Source organism: Gluconacetobacter tumulicola, from assembly GCF_014174215.1.
Classification (GTDB): domain Bacteria; phylum Pseudomonadota; class Alphaproteobacteria; order Acetobacterales; family Acetobacteraceae; genus Gluconacetobacter; species Gluconacetobacter tumulicola.
In genome coordinates, this window is the sequence record NZ_JABEQL010000025.1 from 22516 (window position 1) to 47637 (window position 25122).

Annotated in this window: 22 protein-coding genes, 1 tRNA gene and 1 pseudogene; 16 read left to right on the forward strand and 8 right to left on the reverse strand. The window is 66.0% G+C overall.

The window, feature by feature from the left end; all coding sequences use genetic code 11:
• The first annotated feature begins 112 nt into the window (after window positions 1-112).
• Window positions 113-1372, forward strand: a complete 1260-nt coding sequence (locus HLH29_RS15240) for a cation:proton antiporter (protein ID WP_182968236.1) — start codon at window positions 113-115, stop codon at window positions 1370-1372.
• A 35-nt stretch (window positions 1373-1407) separates the two neighbouring features.
• On the opposite strand, the gene HLH29_RS15245 is transcribed toward HLH29_RS15240, so the two are convergent.
• Both HLH29_RS15245 and HLH29_RS15250 read right to left on the reverse strand, forming a co-directional pair.
• On the reverse strand, window positions 1408-2298 hold the full coding sequence (locus tag HLH29_RS15245) for a pirin family protein (protein ID WP_182968237.1): 891 nt from the start codon (window positions 2296-2298) through the stop codon (window positions 1408-1410).
• Between the two features lie 95 nt (window positions 2299-2393).
• Complete coding sequence (locus HLH29_RS15250; RefSeq protein ID WP_182968238.1) at window positions 2394-3263, reverse strand: pirin family protein; 870 nt, start codon at window positions 3261-3263, stop codon at window positions 2394-2396.
• 151 nt (window positions 3264-3414) lie between these two features.
• Between HLH29_RS15250 and HLH29_RS20100 the strand changes: the two are divergent.
• Together HLH29_RS20100 and HLH29_RS15255 are read left to right on the forward strand one after the other, a co-directional pair.
• Window positions 3415-3564: pseudogene (locus HLH29_RS20100) on the forward strand (LysR family transcriptional regulator); the annotation flags it as partial.
• A 33-nt stretch (window positions 3565-3597) separates the two neighbouring features.
• The gene (locus tag HLH29_RS15255) at window positions 3598-4308 is read left to right on the forward strand and encodes a LysR substrate-binding domain-containing protein (RefSeq protein WP_456305431.1); all 711 of its coding nucleotides are present in this window, start codon (window positions 3598-3600) and stop codon (window positions 4306-4308) included.
• Between the two features lie 9 nt (window positions 4309-4317).
• Here HLH29_RS15255 and HLH29_RS15260 read toward each other — a convergent pair whose 3' ends face one another.
• The gene (locus HLH29_RS15260) at window positions 4318-4761 is read right to left on the reverse strand and encodes a GNAT family N-acetyltransferase (protein ID WP_182968240.1); all 444 of its coding nucleotides are present in this window, start codon (window positions 4759-4761) and stop codon (window positions 4318-4320) included.
• A gap of 169 nt (window positions 4762-4930) precedes the next feature.
• Here HLH29_RS15260 and HLH29_RS15265 point away from each other — a divergent pair, with 169 nt between their 5' ends.
• On the forward strand, window positions 4931-5326 hold the full coding sequence (locus HLH29_RS15265; protein ID WP_182968241.1) for a hypothetical protein: 396 nt from the start codon (window positions 4931-4933) through the stop codon (window positions 5324-5326).
• 15 nt (window positions 5327-5341) lie between these two features.
• Here the strand turns inward: HLH29_RS15265 and HLH29_RS15270 are convergent, their stop codons facing one another.
• Window positions 5342-5836, reverse strand: coding sequence for a hypothetical protein (locus tag HLH29_RS15270; protein ID WP_182968242.1), 495 nt, complete (start codon window positions 5834-5836; stop codon window positions 5342-5344).
• 469 nt (window positions 5837-6305) lie between these two features.
• Here HLH29_RS15270 and HLH29_RS15275 point away from each other — a divergent pair, with 469 nt between their 5' ends.
• Together HLH29_RS15275 and HLH29_RS15280 are read left to right on the forward strand one after the other, a co-directional pair.
• A complete protein-coding gene (locus HLH29_RS15275; protein ID WP_182968243.1) occupies window positions 6306-6848 on the forward strand; it encodes a DUF4142 domain-containing protein in 543 nt (180 codons plus the stop codon).
• Window positions 6849-6893: 45 nt separating this feature from the next.
• Window positions 6894-7424 carry a GNAT family N-acetyltransferase gene (locus HLH29_RS15280; protein ID WP_220791538.1) on the forward strand — a complete coding sequence of 177 codons (531 nt, stop codon included), beginning with the start codon at window positions 6894-6896 and terminating at the stop codon, window positions 7422-7424.
• Window positions 7425-7533: 109 nt separating this feature from the next.
• Here HLH29_RS15280 and HLH29_RS15285 read toward each other — a convergent pair whose 3' ends face one another.
• Complete coding sequence (locus HLH29_RS15285) at window positions 7534-10098, reverse strand: mechanosensitive ion channel domain-containing protein (RefSeq protein WP_246374294.1); 2565 nt, start codon at window positions 10096-10098, stop codon at window positions 7534-7536.
• Between the two features lie 368 nt (window positions 10099-10466).
• A complete protein-coding gene (locus HLH29_RS15290; RefSeq protein WP_182968244.1) occupies window positions 10467-11147 on the reverse strand; it encodes a TetR/AcrR family transcriptional regulator in 681 nt (226 codons plus the stop codon).
• Window positions 11148-11279: 132 nt separating this feature from the next.
• Here HLH29_RS15290 and HLH29_RS15295 point away from each other — a divergent pair, with 132 nt between their 5' ends.
• From HLH29_RS15295 to HLH29_RS15310, 4 genes are all read left to right on the forward strand, one after another.
• Window positions 11280-12938, forward strand: a complete 1659-nt coding sequence (locus HLH29_RS15295) for an efflux transporter outer membrane subunit (RefSeq protein WP_182968245.1) — start codon at window positions 11280-11282, stop codon at window positions 12936-12938.
• A gap of 155 nt (window positions 12939-13093) precedes the next feature.
• Window positions 13094-13507 (forward strand): RNA polymerase-binding protein DksA, encoded by a 414-nt coding sequence (gene dksA, locus HLH29_RS15300; RefSeq protein WP_182968246.1) that lies wholly within the window; start codon window positions 13094-13096, stop codon window positions 13505-13507.
• A 107-nt stretch (window positions 13508-13614) separates the two neighbouring features.
• Window positions 13615-13689: transfer RNA gene (locus tag HLH29_RS15305), tRNA-Thr, on the forward strand.
• A 928-nt stretch (window positions 13690-14617) separates the two neighbouring features.
• Entirely contained in the window at window positions 14618-14806 is a 189-nt protein-coding gene (locus tag HLH29_RS15310; protein WP_182968247.1) for a hypothetical protein, read from the forward strand.
• A gap of 147 nt (window positions 14807-14953) precedes the next feature.
• Here the strand turns inward: HLH29_RS15310 and HLH29_RS15315 are convergent, their stop codons facing one another.
• Entirely contained in the window at window positions 14954-16294 is a 1341-nt protein-coding gene (locus HLH29_RS15315) for an amino acid permease (protein WP_246374295.1), read from the reverse strand.
• A 123-nt stretch (window positions 16295-16417) separates the two neighbouring features.
• The gene (locus HLH29_RS15320) at window positions 16418-17191 is read right to left on the reverse strand and encodes an SDR family oxidoreductase (protein ID WP_182968249.1); all 774 of its coding nucleotides are present in this window, start codon (window positions 17189-17191) and stop codon (window positions 16418-16420) included.
• 153 nt (window positions 17192-17344) lie between these two features.
• On the opposite strand from HLH29_RS15320, the gene HLH29_RS15325 reads away from it, so the two are divergent.
• The 6 genes from HLH29_RS15325 (at window position 17345) to exaC (ending at window position 24975) form a co-directional block, all read left to right on the forward strand.
• Window positions 17345-18247, forward strand: a complete 903-nt coding sequence (locus tag HLH29_RS15325) for a LysR family transcriptional regulator (RefSeq protein WP_182968250.1) — start codon at window positions 17345-17347, stop codon at window positions 18245-18247.
• Between the two features lie 291 nt (window positions 18248-18538).
• The gene (locus HLH29_RS19710) at window positions 18539-18697 is read left to right on the forward strand and encodes a hypothetical protein (protein ID WP_246374296.1); all 159 of its coding nucleotides are present in this window, start codon (window positions 18539-18541) and stop codon (window positions 18695-18697) included.
• Between the two features lie 17 nt (window positions 18698-18714).
• On the forward strand, window positions 18715-19749 hold the full coding sequence (gene mdtN, locus HLH29_RS15335; RefSeq protein ID WP_408871983.1) for a multidrug transporter subunit MdtN: 1035 nt from the start codon (window positions 18715-18717) through the stop codon (window positions 19747-19749).
• Window positions 19730-21544: an FUSC family protein gene (locus HLH29_RS15340; protein ID WP_182968254.1), complete on the forward strand. Its 1815-nt coding sequence runs from the start codon at window positions 19730-19732 to the stop codon at window positions 21542-21544. Before mdtN ends, HLH29_RS15340 begins: the two co-directional genes overlap by 20 nt.
• A 35-nt stretch (window positions 21545-21579) precedes the next feature.
• Window positions 21580-23151: a TolC family protein gene (locus tag HLH29_RS15345; protein ID WP_182968265.1), complete on the forward strand. Its 1572-nt coding sequence runs from the start codon at window positions 21580-21582 to the stop codon at window positions 23149-23151.
• Between the two features lie 321 nt (window positions 23152-23472).
• Window positions 23473-24975 carry an acetaldehyde dehydrogenase ExaC gene (gene exaC, locus HLH29_RS15350; RefSeq protein WP_182968255.1) on the forward strand — a complete coding sequence of 501 codons (1503 nt, stop codon included), beginning with the start codon at window positions 23473-23475 and terminating at the stop codon, window positions 24973-24975.
• The last annotated feature ends 147 nt before the right edge of the window (window positions 24976-25122 follow it).

The window sequence follows — 25122 nt, forward strand, 5'->3', positions numbered from 1 at the left end:
CGATCCGACGCAGCCGCCAGCATGAAACATCCTTCATATTGGTATGCGCAATTTGCATAAATGACATACGCCCCGTTAGGGTGTCCGCCGAATGAACCAGAGGAGGTGAGCAATGCATAACATTACGGCGCTGATAGGCGACGCCGCGATCTTCGTGCTGCTACCCTGGCTGCTGTGGCGCCTGACGCGACGCGCCCTGCCCATCGCGGTACTGCCGATCCTGATCGGCATCCTGCTGGCGGTCTGGCACGTTCCCGTCGGCAAACTGGGCGTCCCGTCGCTCTATGGCGACGATATCGGCTGGGTGGCCGTGCTGATCCTGGCCTTCACCGCCGGGCTGGAGATGTGGCAGCACCCTGGCGAAGACGCCAATGCGGCCCATCGGCTTCCGCCCCAGCCTCTTGGCCGGCTCCTCGCCAGCGCGCTGGTCGCCCTGGGCGGCCCGTTCCTGGTCGGTTCCTTCCTGGCCTATGAATTCTTCCTGCCCCTGCAGGGCTGGCACGCGCCGCATGCCGCGCCATGGATCGCGGCGGCCTCGATCGGGCTCTGCATGGCCGTCAGCGCGCTGCCGGTGCTCATCGGCGTGGTGCGCGAACTGGAGCCCGCCCAGCGCCCGCTGGGCCAACTGGCGCTCAAGCTCGCCGTGGTCGATGACGCCGCCCTCTGGATCGGCCTGGCCGCCCTCCAGTTCGCCGCCAGGGGCAGTGCCGCACTCCACGGATGGACCAGCCTGGAATTCCTGGCGGTCGCGCTCCTCGTGGGGCTGGCGGCCACAGGCAACTGGGCCTCACGGCATTTCAGGCATCCGCCGGCCTGGGTCATCTGGACCGCCGTGCCGATTTATCTCGCCGCCGGCTCCTGGGCCAGCAAGCAACTGGGGCTCCACGAACTGATCGGCGCCTATTTCGCAGGCGCGATCATGCCGCCCAGCTGGGTGCGCCGCCTCCCCATCGAGTGGGCCGGGACCTTCGCCCTGATCTGGCTGACGCCGATGTTCTTCGGGCATAGCGGCCTGCGCATCGATGGCGATGCCCTCACCTGGCCGTCCGTCCTCGCCTCGCTGGCTCTGGTGGCCATCTCGATCGTGACCAAGATCGCCGCCATCTATATCTGCCCCCCGGCGGCGGGCCTGACACGCCGGCAGACCTTGAGCGTCGGCGCCCTGCTGCAATGCAAGGGGCTGATGGAAATCGTCGCCGCGACCATCCTGCACCAGCAGGGCATGCTCTCCGAATTCGCCTTTGCCGCGCTGGTGGTCCTGGCCGTGATCTCCACCACGCTGACCGGGCCGATGTTCCGCGCCCTGGCCCCGAAACCGGGCGCCAGGAAACCCGCAACGCTGCCGGCGGGAGTGATCACGGCCAATTCCTGATCCCAGCCGCGTCTCTTACGACCCGTGCGCCGCCGTCACGACATCGGCGGCGGCGCCGTGTCGGCCGAAGGCAGGGGGATGAACTCGTCATGGTCCGCATCGGGCAGTTTCATCCGCCCTTCCTTCCAGTCCTCGGCCGCCTGCGCCAGCCGCTCCTTCGAGGAACTGACGAAATTCCAGAACAGGAACCGCTCGCCAACGGGCTCGCCCCCCAGCACCATCGCGGTCGTGGGCGCCAGGGCCCGGAAGGATGAAACATCGGGACCGAGCACGAGCATCCGTCCCGCCGCGTATTGCTCTCCATCGATCTCGATCGCACCCTGGGCGATATAGACAGCCCGCTCCGGGTGACCCATGGGAATTTCCGCCCGCGCCCCGGCATCCAGCTCCAGATGCACATAGAAGAGCGGCGAATGCGTCCGCGCGGCGGCGGTCAGGCCGTAAGCGTGGCCTGCAATCACCTGCCCCCGCACACCGCCCGCATCCCATTGCGGCAGATCCGCCCCCTCGTGATGCGAGAAGGACGGTGCCGCTTCCTCATCTCCCTTCGGCAGCGCGACCCACGCCTGGATACCGTGCAGATGATCGCCGACCGCCCGCGCCTTCTCGAACCGCTCGCTATGCGTGATCCCTCGGCCGGCCGTCATCCAGTTGACCTCCTGCGGCCGGATCGCCTGTTCCGACCCCAGACTGTCGCGATGCATGACCTCGCCCGAGAACAGATAGGTGACGGTCGACAGGCCGATATGCGGATGCGGCCGCACATCCACGCTGCGATCGACCCCGGCCGCCAGATCCAGCGGCCCCATATGGTCGAAGAAGATGAACGGCCCGACCATCCGCCGCCGCGCGAACGGCAGGATGCGCCCCACTTCCAGACCACCGCCCAGACTGCGGCGACGCTGCTCGATCATCATCTCGATCATCGCACTTCTCCCTTCCAGCCTCACATGATCGAACCGCCCCGCGACAGGCGGCGGGGGCAATCGCCCCCGCCACCGTCATGGCGATCCGGGCGCGCTCAGGCAGCGATCCCGCCAAAACGCCCATTATTGAAATCCTCGATCGCCTGACGGATCTCCTCCTGCGTGTTCATGACGAAAGGCCCATATCCGGCAATCGGTTCATTCAGAGGCTGACCCGTCAGGACCAGGAAACTGGCTTCTTCCGCCGCCTGAAGCGTCACCTCCGTTCCCTCCCGACTCAGCAGAGCGAACTGCGCACTGCCCAGTTCCGTACCGCCATTCACAATCAGGCGTCCCTCCAGCGAGACAATCGCCGTACTGTGCCCGACGGGCAAGTCGAGCGTGACCTGCGCACCGGCCCGCAGCGTGCCGTCCCACACATTCAGCGGCGAGAAGATGCGCGCCGGTCCATGCACCGCCCGATACTCGCCGGCGATGATACGCAGCCGCCCGGCATCGTCGGCAAAGCGCACCACCGGAATATCGGCCGCATGCAGCGTCTGATAGGCCGGCGGCGCGGCCTTGTCCTTCGCCGGCAGATTCACCCACAACTGCACCATCCGGAACGCACCGCCCTGCCTTGCATAGGAAGGCGAATGGAATTCCTCATGCTGGATGCCATTCCCCGCCGTCATCCACTGCACGTCGCCCGGCCCGATGACGCCACCGCCACCAGCGGAATCGCGATGCTCCACCTCGCCGTCATAGACGATCGTCACCGTCTCGAACCCCTTGTGCGGATGCTCGCCCACACCGCGCCGGCTTTCCGTGGGGCCGAACGCATAGGGCCCGGCATAGTCCAGCAGCAGGAACGGGCTCAGATGCTCGCCGAAATTGCTGTAGGAAAACAGGGAACGGACCGGAAACCCGTCCCCCACCCAATGGCCACGATCATTGCCGTAGCGGCCGAGAATCGTCTTCTGCATTGCCCATACTCCCAATCGACAGTGCCCCGATGGAGGGCGCCCTTGCATGACAAGGACAATGGGGCGTTCCCCCCCGCCGCATGAAGATTGCCGTATCGAACGGTGCGTCCTATTCATGAGACGATGAAGGTCCTCAACGACCTTATATTACTTCGTGCAGGTCGTCCGCCACGGCGGCTTCGCCAGCGCCGCGCGCGCCACCGGGCTGCAGAAATCCCTTCTCAGCCGCCGGGTGCGCCTGCTGGAAGAACGGCTGGACACGTTGCTGCTCCAGCGCTCCTCCCGCCATTTCTCGGTCACCGATGCCGGGCGCGCCTTCTACGAACGCTGCGCGGTGGTCCTGGAAGACGCCGAGGCGGCAGAACAGTCGGTCGCGCAGCACCATGCCGAACCGTGCGGCATCATCCGCCTCAGTTGCCCGGTAGCCCTCCTGACCTTCCAGTTCGGAGCGCTGCTCGCCAAATTCATCATGCGCTACCCCGCCGTCACCCTCAGCCTCGAGAGCACGAACCGGCGGGTGGAGGTGCTGGAGGAACGGTTCGATCTCGCCATCCGCGTGCGTTTCCCGCCGCTGGAATCGGAAAATCTCATCATGCGCGTGCTCGACACCAGCACACAGTGCCCGATTGCCGCACCTGGCCTGGTCGCAGCCCCCCTCACCTCGCCCGCGGACCTGAATACGCTGCCCAGCCTCGATTTCAACACCGCCCCCACCAGCCATTCCTGGCTTCTCGAAAGCAGGGACGGTCAGACGGCAACGATCTTCCACACGCCGCGCCTGGCAACCGACGACATGGCCGTGCTGCGCGAGGCGGCGCTTGCCGGCGCAGGCATCGTCCAGCTCCCGACCATGATGGTCTGGCCAGACATCGCGGAAGGCCGCCTGATCCAGCTTCTCCCCGACTGGCGGCCCCGCGCCGGAATCGTCCACGCCGTCTTCCCCTCCCGCCGGGGGCTTACCCCCGCCGTGCGCACACTGATCGACCTCCTCGCCGCCGAATGCGCGGCCCAGCGGCACGATGCATCACGGGTGGTGGAACCATGACGGACATTGTCACGAATGCGCCGGGGACCATTGGTAGCGGACAACCATGATCGGCAAATGATCATGCGGGGATTCGCCACTCTTGCGCAGACCGTGCCTTTCATAGAAGCGCCGCGCCGCGACATTGCCGGAACCGGTCCGGAGCCAGAATCCCTCGGGCATGTCACGTTTAGCCACATCGAGCAGGATGGACCCGATGCCCGAGCGCTTTTTCGCCGGGGCGACGAAAAGCTGCCTGAGCCAGGACTCCCCAGGCTCGAACGCCAGAAATCCGACGATTTCAGCCCCGTCACGCGCGACATAAACGCGCCACGCCCGCGTCCATTCGGCCTCGAGACGCTCACGATATTCCGCCACAGCCGACACGGTATGGGCGTCGAGACCCGTAGACAGCGCACTCGCATGCCAGAGCCGCGCAACCGTATCGAGGTCGGACGCGCGCAATTCGCGCATCTGAACGTCCTTCATATCTTGCCCCTATGTTCCAATCCCGACAGACATGTCTCCCGAGCGGAGGCTGCGCCCGAAAAATGGACGAATATCCTGAAGACACGCATGATCAGGCGGATATCACCCTGTGATACCATTCTTTTTCCAGACATGCTCCCAGGAGATTGCCGACATGAGGCGCCTGCCTGCCCTTGCCTTCCTCTGCGCCCTGTCGGCAGGCTGTGCGGACGATCAGGGCAAGGGCGATCTGCACGCGGCCGTTTCCCGCTGTTTCGCAACCTATCCGTTCCGCAAGGGCACCGCATACGACCGGTTCAATTGCATCGCCGACGCCCATCTCCACTACGGCCCGAACGCGCTCGGTCCCCAATACGATCTGATTTCACAGATCGACACGGCCTCCCTGCGCATTGGCCTGGATGTCGACGCCGGCACATTGAGCGTGCCGGAAGCCGAGAAAGAACTGCACTGGGTCACCACCAAGGCCCAGAACCAGGCCATTCAGCGATCGAACAGCCAACCGGTCACAACAGCGCCCCGCATGGACGATAAAAGACCGGCCAGTTGATCGGCCGGGAAACCCTTATTGCGTCCGGGGAATAACGGCCGGATCGGAAGATTTCGCATCGGGATTGAGCACGACCGTTCCGGATTGCGAGGAATAGGTGCCGGACGTCGACTGGTTCGGCGTGATGGGCGGATGGAACGCCGAAACCGGACCGAAGATGCCGCCGGCAGAACGCTTCATCGTGCCTTCCGGCTGGCGCGCACATCCACGGGTGATAATGGAACAGATCCCGTCCGTTCCGACCAGTTCGTCATTATCGCCCGTATAGTGCACGTCCGACACCCGGTCATGGTCCAGACGGATCACGGCCGTGCAGGTCGTCCCGCCCCCCCCGCCGAACTGCGAGATCGTCGTGACGATGTCGCCAACCGGAATCAGCGTCGAGCCTCCATAGTTCGGCTGCGCATGCGTACCGGTATAGACGAAGATCTGGGTCGTATCATTCAGCTGCTTGGTGGCTGCCGGAATCCCGGCACACGCCTGAAGATCGTAGGATGTCATCCCGATCATGGTGATCTGCGCCTTGTGAGCCGCCCGTGAATCCAGATATCCGCACCCACCCAGACCAAAAGAGAGTGAAGACATAGCGAGCAGACACAGAGTGCGACAGTTCATTCCTGGATTATCCCCACATCTCGATCGAACCACGCCCGGCACGGCGCATTTGTCCGACGACCCTAGTGCGCTCTTTCCGGTCGATGCAAGGCCAGGCCGGGCACAAAATGCCCCTTTTCCCAATGAAACGGACCGTTACAGGAATTATGGCCACATCTTGACGGGCCGATCTTCAAATATCTTAATAAAGGTCTTACGCCTATACTTCACCATTGCCTTCCGGGCCCCGCACTATCATCATGATGCCTATCGCCAGTACGGAGGGCGTCCATGACGGATCGAAAAGACCGGGCACGCCACGCCATCCGGCACCACGGGCCGCCATGCGGAACCGCATCGGAAATCCAGGGAGAATCCGCCACTCATGTCGCTTCTGTCTCGCCACACATCGCTTGCCCTGCCCGCTCTTGTGGCAAGCCTGCTCGCACTCGGCGCCTGCACGGCCGGCCATCCTCCCGCACCCCCCTTGCCGGCCCTGCAAAAAGCCCCCGACCTGACGACCGCCGACGCGGCTTTCGTGCAGAAACTCAACGACATGAACGTAACGCAGATCGCCCTGGCCAAGGCGGCCCAGACCCACGCGGCCCGCAGCGACATCGCAACCCTCGGCGCGACCATTGAAAAGGACCTGACAGGCAACCAGGACAAGCTGGCGAAACTGGTGGCCCCCCACGCCATTACCCTGGCAACCAAGCATTCCCCCGAAGACCAGAAAATCATCGACCGGATGCAGCATCTTTATGGCGCCGCATTCGACCGAAGCTATATCCGCTATCTTTCGCGCAACCAGACCGGAATGAAGCCCGTCATCGAAACCGAGATCGCCACCTCGAAGAACACCGACCTGGCCAAACTCGCAACCGACACCAAGACCATGCTCGCCGCCTACACGGCCCAGCTCAGATAACCCCCTTCCGGAACGCGACGTAGGCAACACACAGCCTGAAGAGAGGTGCCGGTGGATATCAGGATTGCCGAACTGGATAACGAGGCTCTCGTCAACGACCTCGATGACTTGTCGGGGATTCTTGTCGACAGTGTCACGGCTGGAGCCGCCATCGGCTTCATGCTGCCCCTGTCAAAGGAAGAGGCACGTCGTTTCTGGTCGCAAGATATCGGGAATGCACTATCGCGGGGAGAGCGCATCCTCTTTGGCGCCAGGCTGGGGCCGCGCCTCGTCGGCACTGTGCAGCTTGTCGCAGCCTGTCCACGAAATCAGCCGCATCGCTGTGAAATAGCCAAGATGATGGTGCATCCCGAAATGCGCCGGCGCGGCATCGGACGGATGCTGATGCATGCCGCGCTCGAGCGCGCCCGCGACATCGGCAAGACCCTTGTGACATTGGATACGCGCAGCCGCGATGTCGCCCTGGGACTGTATTCGTCACTGGGTTTCGAAATTGCCGGTGAAATCCCCGATTACGCATGGGATTCCGATGGTCAGGCGATGCATGCCACGACCTACATGTTTCGACGCCTGTAGGCATATCCTCTGCAATTTCCATTTTCCCGTGCGCGCACAGACGCCCCGGATGTCACTCCCTGCCGAACAACCGAATCTGCGATGAACGATCCGACAGCCGCCATAACGCTCAAGGCGGGGCGGAAGGCGAGCTTCCTGAAATACGGGGCAGCGCCCCGCTCGCACCCTTGTCCTCCCCGGCCTCGGCCTGCTCCGAAGGCAGTGAAATCAATTCCACACTCTGCGCGGGCCGCGCCAGCCGAATACCCTCGCCGGCGAAGCGCTGGACCAGAAGCCGATTGAACGCACGCTGCACCGGCCACCGGGCCGCATCGGTGCAGACGATCTGCCCCAGCAGCGTGACGGCCTGGGATGAAACCGCATTCACCCCCCAATATTGCAGGTCGCTCAACATGCCGGGGGCAAGTTCCGGGTCCTGGCGCATGTCCTCTACAATCTCCGCCAGCAGGGCGGCGGCACGGTCGATATCCTGGTCCGGCGCGATATCGACGCTGACGGCGGCATTGCCCACACCGCGATTGGTGTTGGTGACGGTGGAAACCGCGCTGAAGGGAATGATATGCACCGACCCGTCGCTCGCCCGCAGGCGCAGCGTGCGGATCGACAATGTTTCCACCACGCCGGACAGGCCGCCGGCAGTCACCGTGTCCCCCACCTCCATCGCGTTTTCCAGCAGCAGGAAAATGCCGGTAATGAAATCCTGCACCAGCTTCTGCGACCCGAACCCGACGGCAACACCGATGATCCCCGCCCCGGCCAGCAGCGGCGCGATATTCAGCCCGATCTGGCTGAGCACGGTCATGACCACCACAATGCTCAGACACACCAGCAGCACGGTGCGCAGGATCGGTGAGAGCGTGCGCAGCCGCATCGCCCGCCCGGGCTGTGCGCTGCTGGCATAATGGCCGATCTGCCGATCCAGCGCGGCATTGACATATTCCCAGACGACGATGCCGATCGCCAGCGCCACCAGCACCGTGGCCGCGGCCGAAACCAGCCGGCGCCCCACCTTGCCGTTATCGAACCACGCGAAGGCCGGCACCCCCCAGGCCTGCAACAGCGTGACGGCACCCGCGATTCCCAGTATCCACGCCAGCATCTGGCGGACATACGGGTAATAGCGCACGCCACGCCGAACCAGGCCCGATGCCGCCATGTCCGCATCCTGATCAGGGCGGAACGCACGGTCCAGCAACCCGAACAGCAGGATCGCCAGCGCCCGGAACACGATCAGAACGCCGAGGGCAATGGCACACAGGCGCCACACTCTCGTATAGCCCCCCGGAATGTCGGCCGCCGACACCAGCCACAACGCCCCGTCGAGGACCAGCGCGAAGATCCACCACCGCTCGGCCAACCCGTCGAACAGACCATGGCCCAGCCGCCAGCGCAGCATGCCCGGCGGCTGCAACATGCGCGCAACCGGGCGCCGCACCTGCACGATCAGCCCCGCCACCAGCAGATGTTCCTCCAGCAGGATCACCAGCCCGATCGCATCCTGCCCCGGTTCGGACAGCCCCAGCAGCCCGCCTGCATCGGCCAGGCACAGCGCCGCGACAGGCAGCGCGATCAGCGCGGTCGTCCATCCTGTGAGAATCCGCGCCATACCATCACTCAGCGGCACCGGCCGCAGATGCGGCAGCCGGGGCGACAGCAGGGCACCCAGCCCGATGATCGCCGCACGACCGATCGCATAGGCATTGATGACCATCACCATGATCTGCGCCGTCGGCAACGCGTCATCCTCGCCGGCCAGAACATTGGCCATCAGCGTGGTGACGCCCAGGAACGCGGCGAGCGGCGTCAGTTCCAGCACCAGACGCAGCACGATCCAGGGCAGCAGACGCAATTGCCGCAGCAGGCGCGCGGCACGCCAGCGGGTCGCGGCCTCCTGCACGCGCACCCGTTCCGCAGAGGCACCGTTATCTTCAGCAGCGACGGCCGCACCGGGCGGCGGCCCCACCGCTTCATGATCCGGCTCGCGGGCCGGCAGCGGCAGGCGCATCGCCAGCATCGTGTCGATCCGGACCAGATACCGGCGCAGCAGCATGGCCACTCCGCGTTCGAGGGCGAGCCCGATCAGCATCACCAGCCCCAGCCGCCACCCCAGCGCGACCAGCCCATCGCGTCGGGCACCGGGCGCCGTGATCCGCCGCCCCCAGATGCCCACACTGCGCAGGTCCGTAAACAGGGCACCGAAATGGCGCACATGCTGGGTCACCGTGCCCGCAATCCCCCCCAGCCCATGCAGGGCCACAGCCCCCAGACTGCCCGGGACCAGGGCGATCGGCGCTGGCGCCGCTGCCGGAGCCGCCGCCTTGGCCGCGTCCGCCGCAGGCGGTGGGGCGGCGGCCGCCTTGCCCGCCGCACCGGCAGGTGTTGTCCGGCCCGCCGCATTCGGCGGCAGTCCCTGCAACGCGCGTAGATCCTGCAGAAAGGCCGCGCGCCGCTGCGGATCGTCCAGCGTATTCAGCAGATGCTGCAACTGCGCCTGGTCCGGCGTCGCCCCCGGCCCCCCAGGCACGGCACGATCCTGCGCCCGCGCCACCGCGAACAGGCCAGAACGCGGCGCGATCAATGCGGACAGAAGCATGACCGTCATCAGCGCAAGCGCAACGCGCAGACAGGCGGAAGACGGGCGATGGCGAGGCATGACAGAGGCGTCGACGGGCATGAGTCCTCCGGCTGAGCGATCTGGCGGACAGATATGGACCGACGGCGGCATATGCGTTTGCGCCGGACGCGCGTGCCTAAACGCATGAGACAACAGGAGAGTTTGCGCGCACCCCGGCTGGCATGCGGTCACACCGACGAGGACCGGTCTGGAAACGTGGGCGGGCAAGCGGGAACGGCCCCGGAGCCGACCCCATCATGTGCCTGCAAACCGGCCGCCACGGCCGCACGCCGCCCGGGCGCACGACCAGCCAGGCCCAACGAAAAACCGGGGCCAGAGGCCCCGGTTTCCCACATGATTCGGAGTGCAGGCTCAGCCTGTTCCACCAGCAGAATGGCGCGAATGCCGCGCCAATGGTTTGATCTGGATCAAGCCGGCGCGTCAGGAATCGCTTCCGGCACAGGCGGCCCCTTGCCCACCTGGAACGTATTCAGGAACATCCGCGTCACCGCCCGCGCGATCATCGCGATATGGGCCGGGTCGGAATCGACCGGCAACTGCAGGCGCTTGCGCCAGGTAATGCGCGTCTGGCACAGGGCATAGAACAGTTCGGCCGCCAGTTCCGGGTCCGGCACATCCAGAATACCGTCGCTGGTGCGCGCCCGCAGCCACGCGGACAGGATGCCGATCGCCTTGCACGGCCCGACCTGCCAGAAAATCTCAGCCAGATGCGGAAAGGTCGCCGCTTCCGACACCACGATGCGGTTCAGCATCAGCGACAGCGGCGAGGTCGTCAGCCGGATCATCGCGGTGGCGATTCCCTCCAGCGTGGCCTCGGGGCTCTGGGCCTCACCGATCGTCTCGAACAGCTTGGGCAGCTTCTCGCAGGCACATTCCTCGATGAAGGCCGCGAACAGGCTCGCCTTGCTGTCATAGTAATTATACAGCGTGCCCTTCGAGACCCCGGCATCGCGCGCGATCTGCGACATGCTGGCGCCCTCGTACCCGTGCTCGGCAAAGACCCGGGCCGCCCCATCCATGATCTGCCGCCGCTTCGCGCTGGAAATCCCCGGCAGATCCGGCACGTGGGGCGACTGAACGGCTGACATGGCGCTTACTACCTCCGGCGACCATTGCTTTCCAGCCCGGACGGATTGACCGGGCGGGGAAAGCCGATAGGGTATCGGCAATGACCGAACCGGTCGGTCATTGTTCATCATGATGTCATATTGCCTCCCGTCATGTCGATAGGACCGCTGGCGGGACCGGAGGAAGCAGGGGACCGTCTGGTGTATAAGGGATATTCTTGGCGGGCCGCCATCATCGGATTGTCCGCCCTGGCCGGTGGATGCGCGGTCGGGCCCGATTTTCACACGCCCGCAAGCTGGACGCCCCCGCACTGGGCCGGCCCGGGCTCGTCTCCGCCGACCGGCCCGGTAACGGGCCCGGTCACCAGCGACATTTCCGACGCGGCACCCGACCCGGCCTGGTGGGACGTGTTCCACGATGCCGAGCTGTCGGCGCTGGAACGCCGCGTGGCCTCGCAGAACCTGTCGGTCGGCATCGCCACCGCCCGCCTGGCGCAAAGCCGCGCCCAGCTCCGCATTGCCGGGGCCGAACGCTATCCAGGCCTCAGCGCCGCCGGGTCGTATTCGCGCGCGCAGTACAGCACCAAGATGCTGCAACGCATCGTCAGCGACGTGGGCCAGTCCCCGCAGGTACAGCAGGCCATCCGCCAGTCCGGGCAACTGGGCAACGCCACCCTGGCCGACGAATCGGGCCACCTGACGATTCCCCTGTTCGACCAGTGGAAAGACAGTATCGACGCGACGTGGGAGGTCGATCTGTGGGGCCGCGTGCGCCGGCAGTACGAAGCCGCCGGCGCCGACCTGCAAGCCTCGAACGAGGAACGGCGTGGCGTGCTGACGGCCCGGATGGCCGAACTGGCCCGCGACTACATGGCCCTGCGCGAGGCCCAGACCCTGCTGCACATCCTGCTGGACAATCGCGACACCGCCGCCCGCACGCTGGAGCTCAGCCGCCAGCGCAACCAGGCCGGACTGGTCAGCGAGCTGGACGTGCAGAGCGCCCAATCCCAGCTCGACGCCACCACCGCCCGCATCCCGCAGACCGAGCAGCAGATCGCCGTGCAGGTCAACGCGCTCAGCCTGCTGCTGGGCGAACCGCCGGCCGCCCTGGCCGGCGAACTGCTCAAGGCCGAGGCCATTCCGCCGGTGCCGCCGCGCGTCCCGGCCGGCGTGCCGTCCGAGCTGGCCCGCCGCCGCCCCGACATCCGCCAGGCGGAAGCGCAACTGCACGCCGCCACCGCGCAGGTCGGCGAGGCAGTGGCCGAATTCTACCCCCGCGTCACCATCGACGCCGGATTCGGCTTCCAGTCGCTCTCGTTCCGCGACCTGGGGTTCTGGAACGCACGGGCGTGGAATGTCGGCCCCTCGATCACATTGCCCGTCTTCCAGGGCGGCAGGCTGCGCGGCCAGCTCGAACTGCGCAAATCGGCCCAGCAGGAAGCCGCGATTTCCTACCGCCAGACCGTGCTGGGCGCGTGGCACGAGGTCGATAACGCACTGACCGCCTATCGCGACGAACAGATGCGCCGCGACAGCCTGGCGCGCGAGGTCGCGGCCGACCAGCGCGGGCTGGACCTGGCCCGCGACCAGTATCGCCACGGTATGGTGACGTTCCTGACGGTGCTGGACGCCGAACGCCGCCTGCTGGCCGCGCAGACCGACCTCACCGGCAGCACAGCCACCCTGTCGACCGACCTGGTGCAGCTTTATTCCGCCCTCGGCGGCGGCTGGGAGACCAGCTTCCCCGATTCCATTCCCGCCGGCTCCGCCCCGCATACGGTCGCGCAAGCGTCTCCCCATGACCCGGCCTGAAGGGAACGTCGAGTCGAAACCTGCTTTTCCGAACGGCTCAAGCCGGCTTCAGGCTTGGCGGATGGCGGGCGGCAGCGTATAAGCCGCCCGTTTCGCGGCGGGTCCCTGTCGGGCGATGATCTCGTCCCGGGGGGCAATATTCAAGGACGCGCATCATGATCACACTGCCCCCCGATTACCACCCCTCGGAAGACGAGGAGTTCATGAACCCGCTTCAGGTGGAATATTTCCGCCAGAAGCTCCTGAAATGGCGCGCCGACCTGCTGAAAGAGGCGGACGAGACCCTGGCCAGCCTCTCCGAAGGCGGCATCCACGAAGCCGACATCACCGACCGCGCCAGCGTCGAGACCGATCGCGCGCTGGAACTGCGCACCCGCGACCGGGCCCGCAAGCTGATTTCCAAGATCAACCAGGCCCTCCTGCGAGTCGAGAACGGATCGTACGGATTCTGCGAGGAAACCGGCGAGCCGATCGGCCTGAAGCGCCTGGAAGCCCGCCCGATCGCCACCCTGTCGATCGAGGCGCAGGAGCGGCACGAGCGCATGGAAAAGATCCACCGCGACGACTGACCGCACTCCGGCGGGGGCATGACCGGCTATCATACGGCCCGATCATGTTTTCTCGCCAAAGGGGGTTGCAACGCTCCCTGGGAGGCGGTAGGAACCGCCCACCCGTTGCTGCTGTAGCTCAGTGGTAGAGCACTCCCTTGGTAAGGGAGAGGTCGACAGTTCAATCCTGTCCAGCAGCACCATGATTTCCCTAAATTTTATCGATAGAGCGTCTGGCTCTAGTCTGATCCATGTGGACCAGAGAACGCGGCTAACACGTCCGTAGCGCGCACCAGAGGTCCCCGCGCAGCCTCTCGCTGGGTGCGATGCCACCGGACCTGCGCCAGCCCTCGAACCGGCCATTTTACGGGCCGGCACATTGGCGCACCGGCCCACGCCGTCCATCATGGGGTTATCGAAGTCACCATGAAGAAGCGGGTCTGTTAATGCCGACCAGACTCACCACTTGCGAGGCACGAATCGACGCCTCATGCATCGCCTTCAATGATGCATCAACGCGCGCCCTGATCGTCTCCGGGGGACCTGAAACGCCTCTAGCGACAGAAACGCGAGTCTATGGCAGCGGTCGACGTTCGATGCCTCTCCGGCCTCGCCGACGGCGCATCGATCTTTTCTGTCTCGTCGACCATGGACAAAAATTGTCGGTCTGTAATTCTGCGGCAGCAGCGCAACAAATGCACCAGCGGAAGCAATATCGGCAGGCGTCCCGATGACTGTATTTCTATAAGTGTTTCAATTGCGGCTACCCGTGCCAATTTCGTCATGGGACGAAGAACCAATAGAACGTTCAGGAACTGCAACTGCAAATCCGGTGCAAGTGTTCGCACGACTTCTTGGACCGTAAATCGAGGCATCAGCACATTATCCCCTGCTCCATGTTCGCAATTAAAAATTAATTTCATTTCGTTAATAAACTGTGATACAGAATAGAAGAATTCTTATGCGGCCAAGTTTCCTTCTCTCTCTTTTATTTCTAAAATTCTATGAATACGCGGGGGCCGACTGTCCGAATGGCCGCTCCCGCATCCGCGCGGCGAACGTCTGATGAGGACTGCCGACGCGCGGACCAGGCGCATCACCGGGCTCTGACGTAGGAGAAAATTCCGTATCATGGACATATTGACGATGGCCCGCGCCATGGGCGCCGCACGCGCGGAACTGAGCCGTCAGAGTGCTGAAGGACCAGATGCGCCAACGATCGGATTTGACGGTTGGCCAACCGACGTGACGCTGGAGGGCCATTTCGATATCGAGGCCCTGGTGAAGGCCATCCTGTCCGGGGTAGCTGCCCACCCGTAAGAACCTGTCTGGACCTGCGCGCGGACAGCGTGTCCTCCGCGCGTTTCCACGCCGGGCGCGGCCCTCCGGACCGTTCTCGGAGACTGCCCGCTCCACGCGCCCGAGCAGCCTCCCTCACAGGGTCCGCACGGCACCCCTACCAAAGCGTCACACCAGGGACGCCCCCGCCCGGCGCGCCGACAGCCGCCCATGCAGCAGCACCAGCACCGCCAGCCACGCCGCATCCAGCAGGAACGGCACATACAGATGCCCGCCCCAGACGATATCCAGCCCGATCGCCAGCAGGAACATGATGGCCAGCCAGTTGCTGACCGGCGCCCCCGGCAGCGCCGCCACCTGCCCCCGCGCGCCGTCCATGCTGCGCCGATAGGCCAGATGCGCCACCATGATCGACGCCCAGACGAAGATCAGCAGAAACGCCACACCCTGGATCGCGTAGCCGAACAGCCGATCGGGCAGGAAATAATTCAGCACCACGCCGGCCAGCACGGTGGCGAACGAAGCCGCGAAAGCCATCGCGGGCACCCCCGCTGCCGAACGTTCGCGCAGCCGCGCCGAAGCCATGCCGCTTTCGGCCAGCGACGCCAGCGTGCGGCTGGTGGCATACAGCCCGGCATTGCATGACGACAGCGCCGCCAGCGCCATGACGGCATTGATCGCCTCGCCCGCGGTCGGCAGCCCCATATGCTGGAAGGCCAGCACGAACGGGCTGTGCGTCGCATCCGCCTCGCCCCACGGCACGATCGCCATGATCACGGCCAGGCTGCCCACATAAAAGACGATGATACGTCCGACGATACCGTTGATCACACGCGGCAGCACCCGCACGGCATTATCGGTCTCGGCCGCCGTCAGCGCGATGATCTCGGTGCCGCCGAAGGCGAACAGCGCCATCGGCAGGATGGCGGCAAAGCCCGCCATCCCATGCGGCAGCACCCCCCCCGCATCCCACAGATGGCCAAAGGAGGCACGCGGCCCCGCCGGCCCGACATGCCCCAGGATCGTGACCAGCCCGCAGCCGATCAGTGCAACGATGGCCCAGATCTTGATGATGGCCAGCCAGAATTCCATCTCGCCGAAGGTCGCCACGGCACGCGACCCCACGGCCAGCAGCACGCCCCCCAGCACGGCGGCGACCGCCCATTGCGGCACCTCCGGAATCCAGTGGCGCACGAAGATCCCGGCGGCGGTGATCTCGGAAATGCACACCAGCGTCCAGATCAGCCAGTAGCTCCAGCCGACCAGGAATTCCATGCGCGCGCCCAGATACCGCCCGACGAACGCGTTCAGCGTCCGCCCTTCCGGGTCCGACAGCGCCAGTTCCGCCGCCGCCCGGCCGATCAGGAACACGACGATTCCACACAGCACATAGGCCAGCAGCACCGACGTCCCCGCCTGCTGGATCGCCCCGCCGGACCCGAGGAACAACCCGGCCCCGACCGACCCACCCAATGCCATGAACAGAATATGGCGCTGCTTCAGACCCAAGAACCGTCCCCCCGAAACCAACAGGGGCGGCGCCATGCCGCGCCGCCCGGGCCCTCACCATAGACACGGCCCATGCCGGCGCAAAGCCGGATCGCAGGGGAAACGACCGGGCGACCGGCGCGACTATTTGGTCGTATACCCCCCATTGATCAGGATGGTCTGGCCGGTGATCCACCAACCTTCCGACACCAGGAAGCGGATGAAGGGCGCCACATCCCCGATCTCCGTCAGGCCGGTGGGGCTGAAGGCCGACAGCGCCGCCGCCTGCCTGTGATAGGCCACGGCCTCCGGCGCCTCCTGCCCATAGAAGAACGGGGTATCCATCGGGCCGGGCCCCACCGCGTTGACCGAAATCCCCCGCGCGCCGAACTCCTTCGAGGCCGCGCGGGTATAATGCTCCACCGGCGCCTTGGCCCCGGCATAGGTCGAATAGAACGGCGTATAGGCCCCCAGCAGCGAGGTCACGAGCGTCACCAGCTTGCCGTTATCCTTCAGGTAAAGCCCGGCCTCCTTGATGAAGAAATAGGCCGCCTTGGAACTGATCGCCGTCATCGCGTCGAATTCCGCCTCCGTGGTTTCCACGATCGGCTTCTTCAGCACCTTTCCCACGGTATTGATCGCGATATCCGGCCGGCCGATCGCCCCCACCGTGTCCGCGAACAGCGCGCCACAGGCCCCGGCACGGGTCAGATCGGCCTGAAAGGCCACCGCCTCGGCCCCCGCCGCGCGGATGTCGGCCAGGGTCTTCTCGGCCTCGGGCCGCGAGGAATCGCTGTTGTAATGGATCGCGATTGCCTTCGCCCCGGCCGCCGCCAGGTCGCGCGCGATCAGCCCGCCCAGATTCTTCGCCCCGCCGGCAATCAGGACCGTCTTTCCACGAATGCTGTGATCGGCCATCTCGATGGCTCCTTCCCGTGCCCCCGCCGGATGCGGGAGATCATGCGCCGCACGATATCATTCCAAAAACGCGGATAAATTTGCGTTTCCGAACAACACATGTCGTAGAATCCGAACAAACACCCCCATGCCGGGAGGGTTCCGAGGCCAATAATGGACCGCATCGACCTGTTCCGCATCTTCGCCCGCGTGGTCGAAAGCGCCAGCTTCACCCGGGCCGCCGCCACGCTGGACCTGCCGCGCTCCACGGTCTCGACCGCAATCCAGGATCTGGAGGCCAGACTGGGCACCCGCCTGCTGGCCCGCACCACCCGCCGCGTCGCCCCCACCCCGGACGGCGCGGCCTTCTACGAACAATGCCTGCGCCTGGTGGCGGATGTGGAGGAAGCGGAAGGCCAGTTCCGCCGCGAACCAGGCGGCCCGCACGGTGTGCTGCGGGTGGACATGCCCGGCCGCATCGGCCGGCTGGTCGTCGCCCCCGCCCTGCCCGACTTCCTGGCCCGCCACCCCGGCATCAGCATCGAACTGGGCGTGACCGACCGTGCCGTGAACCTGATCGAGGACGGAACCGACTGCGCGCTGCGCGTCGGCCCGGTGCACGATTCCACGCTGATCGCCCGCCATATGGGCGAATTCCGCCTGCTCAACGTGGCCAGCCCGGCCTATCTGGCCCGCCACAGCACGCCGCACCACCCGGACGACCTGCCCAACCACCTGGCCGTCCGCTACGCCTCCCCCGCCACCGGGCGCGTCGAGCCCTGGGAATGGGTCCAGGACGGCACAATCCGTACGCTCCCCCTGCCCGGCCGCGTCACCGTCAACAGCGCCGAAGCCCTGATCGCCTGCTGCCTGGCCGGACTGGGCATGATCCAGGTCCCCGCCTACGATGTCCAGGACCATCTGCGCTCCGGCGCGCTGGTCGACCTGCTGCCCGACTGGCGCGCCGAGCCCATGAAACTCACCCTGCTGCATCCCCACCGCCGACACGCCGCACGCCGCGTGCGCGTCTTCGCCGACTGGCTGGCCGGGCTGCTGGCCCCCTTGTTGCGGGCCTGAGAGACTAAATTTTCAAACAGTCTTTAACTTTAACGTGCCATGACCGGCTGGTGATGGTGAGATGGACACCGGAAAGCCTCTTCCTGTTCTTTTTTGAAAAAAGAACCAAAAAACTTCTGGACGTTTTAAACAAAACCCTGCCAGCCCGCGCGGAGGCCAATGAGACAAAAGTCTTTTTGCTTCTTTTTCTTCAGAAAAAGAAGAACCCTCCTCCCGCTCCTCGCCCTGAGCGGCTGCACGCTGCGCGGCGCGCCCTCCTTCCCCATCGTCGGCGCCTATTTCCCGGCCTGGATGCTATGCGTGCTCACGGGCGTCGCAGTGGCGGTCGGATTGCGCGTGGTGTTCCTGCAAACCGGGATCGACGCCCTGCTCAGCTTCCGCCTGTTCACCTATGTCGCCCTCGGCACGCTGGCCGCCCTCGCCCTGTGGGCGCTGGCATTCGGGCCCTGAGCATGGAGCGGATACGCATGGGCGGCAGAAGCCGCATCGGCATCCTGATCGCCCTGGCCTGCATCGGCGCGGCCATCCTGGCCGGGCTCTCTGTCGCCCATTGGGACGATGCCTACCCCTCGACCGACAGCGCCACCATCGATGCCGAACTGGTCCATGTCGCCTCGGTCGTCGGCGGCCGGCTGGTGGACCTGCCGGTACGCGAGAACCAGCATGTCCACAAGGGCGACCTGCTCTACCGCATCGACCCGGAACCCTACGCGCTGACGGTGCACCAGGCCGAAGCCAATCTTGCCCTGGCCACGGCGGAACTGGCCAATCAGCGCCGCCTGCTGGCTGTCCGCACGGCGCAGGCCGCCACCGCCCGCGACCAGGTCACACGGGCGCAGACCAACCGCGACCTGGCCGACCGCACCGTGACGCGGCTGGAGCCATTGGCCAACCGCTCCTACGTCCCGTGGCAGCAATACGACCAGGCGCGCGTGGCGCGGAACGATGCCGAGATCTCACTGGCCCAGGCCCGCCAGCAATCGGCGGCTTCCGAGGTCGCAATCGGCGACCTGGCCAGCGCAACGGCCGCACAGGCCGCCAGCCAGGCGGCACTCGACCGCGCCCGCTACGAACTGCGCCAGACGGCGGTGACAGCCCCGACCGACGGCTACGTCACCAGCCTGCACGTCAAGGCAGGCGAAGTCCTGGCCCCCTCACAGGTCCTGTTCACCCTGATCGCCGACGAGGCATGGTACGCCGTCGCCAATCTGCGCGAAATCACCCTCCCGGCCGTCCACCCCGGCGACTGCGCCACGATCTATTCGATGATCGACCGCCGCACCCCGATCCAGGGCCGGGTGGAGAGCATCGGCTGGGGCGTGCTGTCGGCGGATTCGGCCGGCCCGGCACGCACGCTGCCCCTGGTGCCGCGCCAGATGGACTGGGTGCATGTCGCCCAGCGCTTCCCGGTGCGGGTGCATCTGCAAGGGGCCGCCCCCACCCTGCTGCGCATGGGTGCCACAGCCACGGTCGAGATCCGGCATGGCGCCGCCTGTCCCTGACCCCGGCATGGCCGACGCCCCCCTCACGCCGCCCCGCCTGTGGCGCCTGGTCCGCGACCCCACACCCGGCCGGCTGGGTCACGCGCTGCGCATGGCGGCCGGCTGCACGACCACGGTGCTGGTGGGCGAAATCTGGCAGGTGCCCGATCTGGCGGTGCCGGCCCTGGTCACCCTGGCGCTCTGGCAGAAGGACCGCGTGACCAACGCCGTGGCCGGCGTGGCGGTCAATCTGCTGATCGTCATCCTGCTGGTGCTGATCTACGGGCTGATCGCGCTGACGCTGGACCACCCGGTGGCGCTGGTGCTGGTCATCACCCTGCTGTCCTTCGGCTTCTTCTTCCTCGGCTCGGCCAGCAAGCTGAAGCCGGTGGCCTATATGCTGGGGCTGATCGTGGTCTACGGGCTGGTCGCCATCGATCAGGCCCCGATCGGCGAAATCGTCACCCGCGCGCTGCTCTATACCGATCTGTTCCTGGCCGTTCCCGGCGCGGTCATGCTGGTGCTGGGCCTGCTCATCTGCCCCTCGCCGCGCCGGGTACTGACCGACGACATCGCCGCCCGCCTGCGCCTCAGCGCCGCCCTGCTGCGCGGCACCGACGCCGAGGCCCGCGCGCACGCCACCGGCCTGCTGCGCGAAGGCGCCACCGGAATGACGAAGGCCCTGCGCATGGCCGGCCTGGAACGGCTGTGGCGCCCGGCCGACCTGGCCTGCCTGCGCCAGGCGGCCGATTGCGCCGTCGCCGTGCTGGCCCTGGCGGACTCCGAGGCCGCGCACCAGCACGACACACGGCCCCAGGCGCTGCCCCAGGCACTGATCAACACGCTGGAGGAAATGGCCGCCATCTTCGCCGACGGCGACTACCCGACCGCCATCGCCGCCCCCACCACACCGCCCGACCGGCCGGCCTGCGCGGCCATGGCCGCATTGCTGGCGGTCTTCACCACCCCCGACCCGACGCCCGGACGGCAGGACGCGCCGGCGAAAAAGAAAGGCGGCTTCTTCGCCCCCGATGCCTTCACCAACCCCGTCCATGTCCGCTTCGCGGTAAAGGGCACCGCCGCCGTCATGACCAGCTATCTCCTGTTCCGGCTGATCGACTGGCCGGGCATCCATACCTGCATCATCACCTGCTTCATCGTCGCCCTGCCGACGATGGGCGAAATGATCGCCAAGCTGACGCTGCGGATCAGCGGCGCGCTGATCGGCGGCGCCATCGGCATCGCCGCCATCATCTTCGTCCAGCCGCATCTCCAGGACATCACCGGCTTCCTGGTCCTGGTCTTCGCGGTCTCGCTGCTGGCAGCATGGGTCAAGACCGGCGACGAGCGGATCGCCTATGCCGGGCTCCAGATCGGGCTGGCCTTCTACCTGACCGACCTCAAGGGCTACGGCCCCACCAGCGACATGGCGACAGCCCGCGACCGCATCGTGGGCATCATGCTGGGCAACGCCATCACCTACGCCATGTTCACCAGCTTCTGGCCCACCAGCGCCTATGACGGCATCGCCCAGCGCCTGCACGCGGTCGCCGCCCTGCTGCGCCGCCAGCGCGCGGCCACCACCAGGCAGGAGCAGGCCGCCTGCGTCGCCGCCCTGCAATCCGCCGTCTCGCAGGGCGAACGGCAGGTGGAATACGCCCTCGCCGAGCCCATCCACATACGCGCGGAAATGGACCGGATCACCGCCTTCCAGACCGGCTTCGCCGACGCCGGCCGCCTCGGGGCCGACATGCTCGACGGCACGGCAGTCGACCCCGGCGCCCGCATCGCAGCCCTGGAGGCGCCGGCATCATGAAAGGCCGCTTCAAGACTGCCGGCACACCGCCCCGCATGCGCCGCGCGTCCCTGCCCATACTGGCCGCCACAACATTGCTGCTCGCCGGATGCGCCACCGCCGAACTGGCCACCGCCCCACCGCGTCCCGACCGGCCCTGGACCCCGGACGTGACGGCGGCAGGCACCATCGTGCCGCCCGGCCACGGACAGCGCGGCCTGACGCTGCCGCCCGGGTACACCCTGCCCGCCGACCCGGCGGTGGTGACACGCAGCGCCTCCCCCACCCTGCCGGCACAAACGGCACATCCCTACACACTGGCGGACCTCATCGACGCTGCGCAATCCGCCAACCCCCAAACCCGCCGCGCCTGGAATACCGCGCGCGACGCGGCGCTGGCGGTCGGCATCGCCCGCAGCACCTACCTGCCGCACCTGACGGCCACCGTGGTCGGCGGCTGGTCGCACAGCCACGGCCAGACGACCGATGCATCGCTGGACACCAATGGCAACGGCACGCTGCCGCTGGGCAACGGCCCCGGCACCCGCAATTCCGGCGCCGGCGAGGTGCAGACGCTGGGCCTGGAATGGCTGCTGTTCGATTTCGGCCGGCGCGAAGCCACCATCGCGGCCGCGCACCAGGCGCAGATCGCCACCAATATCCTGTTCACGGCGGCCCATCAGAAGGTGATCTATGCCGTCACCACCGCCTTCTACACCCACGCCGCCGCCACCGCCCGCGCCCGGCTGCTGCACACCGCCCTGGACAATGCACGCCGCGTCCAGGCGGCGGCCGAGGCCCGGCTGCACCAGGGCCAGGGCACGATCATCGATGTCACGCAGGCACGGCAGGCCACGGCGCAAGTCGCCCTCCGCCTGGTCCAGGCCGAAGGCGATGACGAAAACACCTATCTGACCCTGCTGGCCGCCACGGGCGTCTCCGCCGAAACCCGGATCGGGCTGGAAGACGTGTCGGGCCGCCCCCTGACCCAGGACGACGCCCGGCTGAGCGAGGACATGGTCAAGCGCGCGGTGGCCCGCCGCCCCGACGTACTGGCGGCCTATGCGGCGGCGCGCGCGGCCCACAGCCGCGTCAGCGCGGCACGCGACGCATTCCTGCCCAGCATCTTCATGACCGGCAACGTCTCCTACGCCACCGGCCGCATGAACCTCACCTCGGTACCCGGCATCGGCAGCGATTCCGCGCCGACGCTGAACCTGTCGGCCAACCGTTTCAGCAGCCTGGTGCTGGGCGGCATCAGCGTGCCGATCTTCGATGGCGGCCTGCGCGCGGCGGTGGTCAAACAGGCGCAGGACCAGTCGGACAGCGCCGAGGCCACGCTACGCGAAACGGTCAACGACGCCATCCAGCAGATCGTGGCGGCGGAAAACGCCCTGCGCACCGGCCTGAACGCCTACGCCGCCGCAACCACGCTACGCACGGCCGCCCAGACCAGCTTCGACGCCGCCCTGACCGCCTATCGCAGCGGCACCGGCTCGATCACCCAGACGCAACTGGCACAGAACGGCCTGCTGGACGCCGATATCAGCCGCTCCGACGCCTATTACGCCACATTGATCGCCGCCGCCGGGCTCGCCTTCGGCACAGGCGCACTCGGCGGGGCGTGAGCGGACAGGCGCGCTGGTGGCGATCCGACGCGCGTTTCCAATCCGGCCCTCCGACCCTGAAGGTCCGCGGACGCATAATCCACGCAAACCCACCCAAGAATAATCATATAACTCATTGTTATATATTTATTTTGTACAATATTATCATGGCACTCAGTGCCATTTTTCACAAGGATGTGACCGCGCTCCCGATTGCCGGGCGTCCTCCCATCTATATAACGCGGGATACAGAAATCCGGACCAACCCGGTTCTGTTTGATGTCCGGCTCCGTTTCCGGCCGCCTGTCGGATAGGGCCGTCGCAGTCCAAGGAGTGTCCGCAATGTCTGTCAACGAACAGCCGCCGTTCAAGGCACGCTACGAGAATTATATCGGTGGAGAGTGGGTGGCCCCGGTCAAGGGCACCTACATGTCCAACATCACCCCCATCGACGGAAGCGTGCTGTGCGAGGTCCCGCAATCCACCGCCGAGGATATCGAACTGGCGCTGGATGCCGCCCACAAGGCGTTCAAGAGCTGGGCCCACACCTCCCCCGCCGACCGCTCGCTGATCCTGCTCAAGGCCGCCGACCGGATGGAGCAGAATCTCGACCTGCTGGCCCGCGCCGAAACCTGGGATAACGGCAAGCCGATCCGCGAGACGCTGAACGCCGACATCCCGCTGGCGATCGACCATTTCCGCTATTTCGCCGGTTGTATCCGCGCCCAGGAAGGCGCGCTGAGCGAGATCACCGACACCACGATCGCCTATCATTTCCACGAGCCGCTGGGCGTGGTCGGCCAGATCATCCCCTGGAACTTCCCGCTGCTGATGGGCTCATGGAAGCTGGCCCCCGCGCTGGCCGCCGGCAATTGCGTGGTCATGAAACCCGCCGAGACCACCCCCGCCAGCATCCTGGTGCTGATGGAACTGATCGGCGACCTGTTCCCGCCCGGCACGCTCAACATCGTCAACGGCCTGGGCCGCGATGTCGGCGCCGCCCTGTCCAACAGCAACCGCATCGCCAAGATCGCCTTCACCGGCTCCACGCCCACCGGCAAGATGATCGCCCACGCGGCCGCCGAGCACCTGATCCCGGCGACGCTGGAACTGGGCGGCAAGTCGCCGAACATCTTCTTCGCCGACGTCATGGACCATGACGACGATTATCTGGACAAGGCCATCGAGGGCTTCGCCCTGTTCGCGCTGAACCAGGGCCAGATCTGCTCCTGCCCCAGCCGCGCGCTGGTGCACGAATCGATCTACGAACGTTTCATCGAGCGCGCCCTTCCCCGCGTGAAGGCGATCAGGCAGGGCAACCCGCTGGACCCCACCACCATGATGGGCGCCCAGAACTCGCTGATGCAGCAGCAGAAGATCCTGGACTATATCGACATCGGCAAAAACGAGGGCGCGCAGCTCCTGACCGGCGGCGGCAAGCCCGATCTCGGCGCCGTGCTCAAGGAAGGTTTCTACGTCCAGCCCACCGTCTTCAAGGGCAACAACAAGATGCGGATCTTCCAGGAAGAGATCTTCGGCCCGGTGCTGGCGGTCACGACCTTCCGCACCGAGGAAGAGGCGCTGGCCATCGCCAACGATACCGAATTCGGCCTCGGTTCGGGCGTCTGGTCCCGCAACGCGAATACCTGCTACCGTATGGGACGCGGTATGGAAGCTGGACGTGTGTGGATCAACTGCTATCACGTCTATCCGGCTCACGCCGCCTTCGGCGGCTACAAGAAGTCGGGGATCGGTCGTGAAACGCACAAGATGGTGCTAGAACATTATCAGCAGACCAAGAATCTCCTGGTCAGCTACAGCGAAAAGAAGCTCGGCTTCTTCTGAGAACCAGACCGGACATGCGCGCCGGTGGCGATCCGGCGCGCGTTTCTGTGCTTCGGTCTGGTTCTAAATCACGGGGGGTGCCGGAAACGGCGCCCCTACCAACCCGGCAGGGCGCCGGGCCACCCGTGGCAACCCCTTGCAGATGGA

Coding starts and splice junctions, on each gene's coding strand:
- HLH29_RS15290 (WP_182968244.1), bottom strand. CDS start 11,147: ATGTCAGCCGTTCAGTCGCCCCACGTGCCGGATCTGCCGGGGATTTCC.
- HLH29_RS15325 (WP_182968250.1), top strand. CDS start 17,345: ATGGACCGCATCGACCTGTTCCGCATCTTCGCCCGCGTGGTCGAAAGC.
- HLH29_RS15310 (WP_182968247.1), top strand. CDS start 14,618: ATGGACATATTGACGATGGCCCGCGCCATGGGCGCCGCACGCGCGGAA.
- HLH29_RS19710 (WP_246374296.1), top strand. CDS start 18,539: ATGCTATGCGTGCTCACGGGCGTCGCAGTGGCGGTCGGATTGCGCGTG.
- HLH29_RS15270 (WP_182968242.1), bottom strand. CDS start 5,836: ATGATCGGGATGACATCCTACGATCTTCAGGCGTGTGCCGGGATTCCG.
- exaC (WP_182968255.1), top strand. CDS start 23,473: ATGTCTGTCAACGAACAGCCGCCGTTCAAGGCACGCTACGAGAATTAT.
- HLH29_RS15340 (WP_182968254.1), top strand. CDS start 19,730: ATGGCGCCGCCTGTCCCTGACCCCGGCATGGCCGACGCCCCCCTCACG.
- HLH29_RS15260 (WP_182968240.1), bottom strand. CDS start 4,761: ATGCGCGAATTGCGCGCGTCCGACCTCGATACGGTTGCGCGGCTCTGG.
- HLH29_RS15245 (WP_182968237.1), bottom strand. CDS start 2,298: ATGATCGAGATGATGATCGAGCAGCGTCGCCGCAGTCTGGGCGGTGGT.
- HLH29_RS15265 (WP_182968241.1), top strand. CDS start 4,931: ATGAGGCGCCTGCCTGCCCTTGCCTTCCTCTGCGCCCTGTCGGCAGGC.
- HLH29_RS15240 (WP_182968236.1), top strand. CDS start 113: ATGCATAACATTACGGCGCTGATAGGCGACGCCGCGATCTTCGTGCTG.
- HLH29_RS15285 (WP_246374294.1), bottom strand. CDS start 10,098: ATGCCCGTCGACGCCTCTGTCATGCCTCGCCATCGCCCGTCTTCCGCC.
- HLH29_RS15275 (WP_182968243.1), top strand. CDS start 6,306: ATGTCGCTTCTGTCTCGCCACACATCGCTTGCCCTGCCCGCTCTTGTG.
- HLH29_RS15295 (WP_182968245.1), top strand. CDS start 11,280: ATGTCGATAGGACCGCTGGCGGGACCGGAGGAAGCAGGGGACCGTCTG.
- HLH29_RS15250 (WP_182968238.1), bottom strand. CDS start 3,263: ATGCAGAAGACGATTCTCGGCCGCTACGGCAATGATCGTGGCCATTGG.
- HLH29_RS15345 (WP_182968265.1), top strand. CDS start 21,580: ATGCGCCGCGCGTCCCTGCCCATACTGGCCGCCACAACATTGCTGCTC.
- mdtN (WP_408871983.1), top strand. CDS start 18,715: ATGGGCGGCAGAAGCCGCATCGGCATCCTGATCGCCCTGGCCTGCATC.
- HLH29_RS15320 (WP_182968249.1), bottom strand. CDS start 17,191: ATGGCCGATCACAGCATTCGTGGAAAGACGGTCCTGATTGCCGGCGGG.
- dksA (WP_182968246.1), top strand. CDS start 13,094: ATGATCACACTGCCCCCCGATTACCACCCCTCGGAAGACGAGGAGTTC.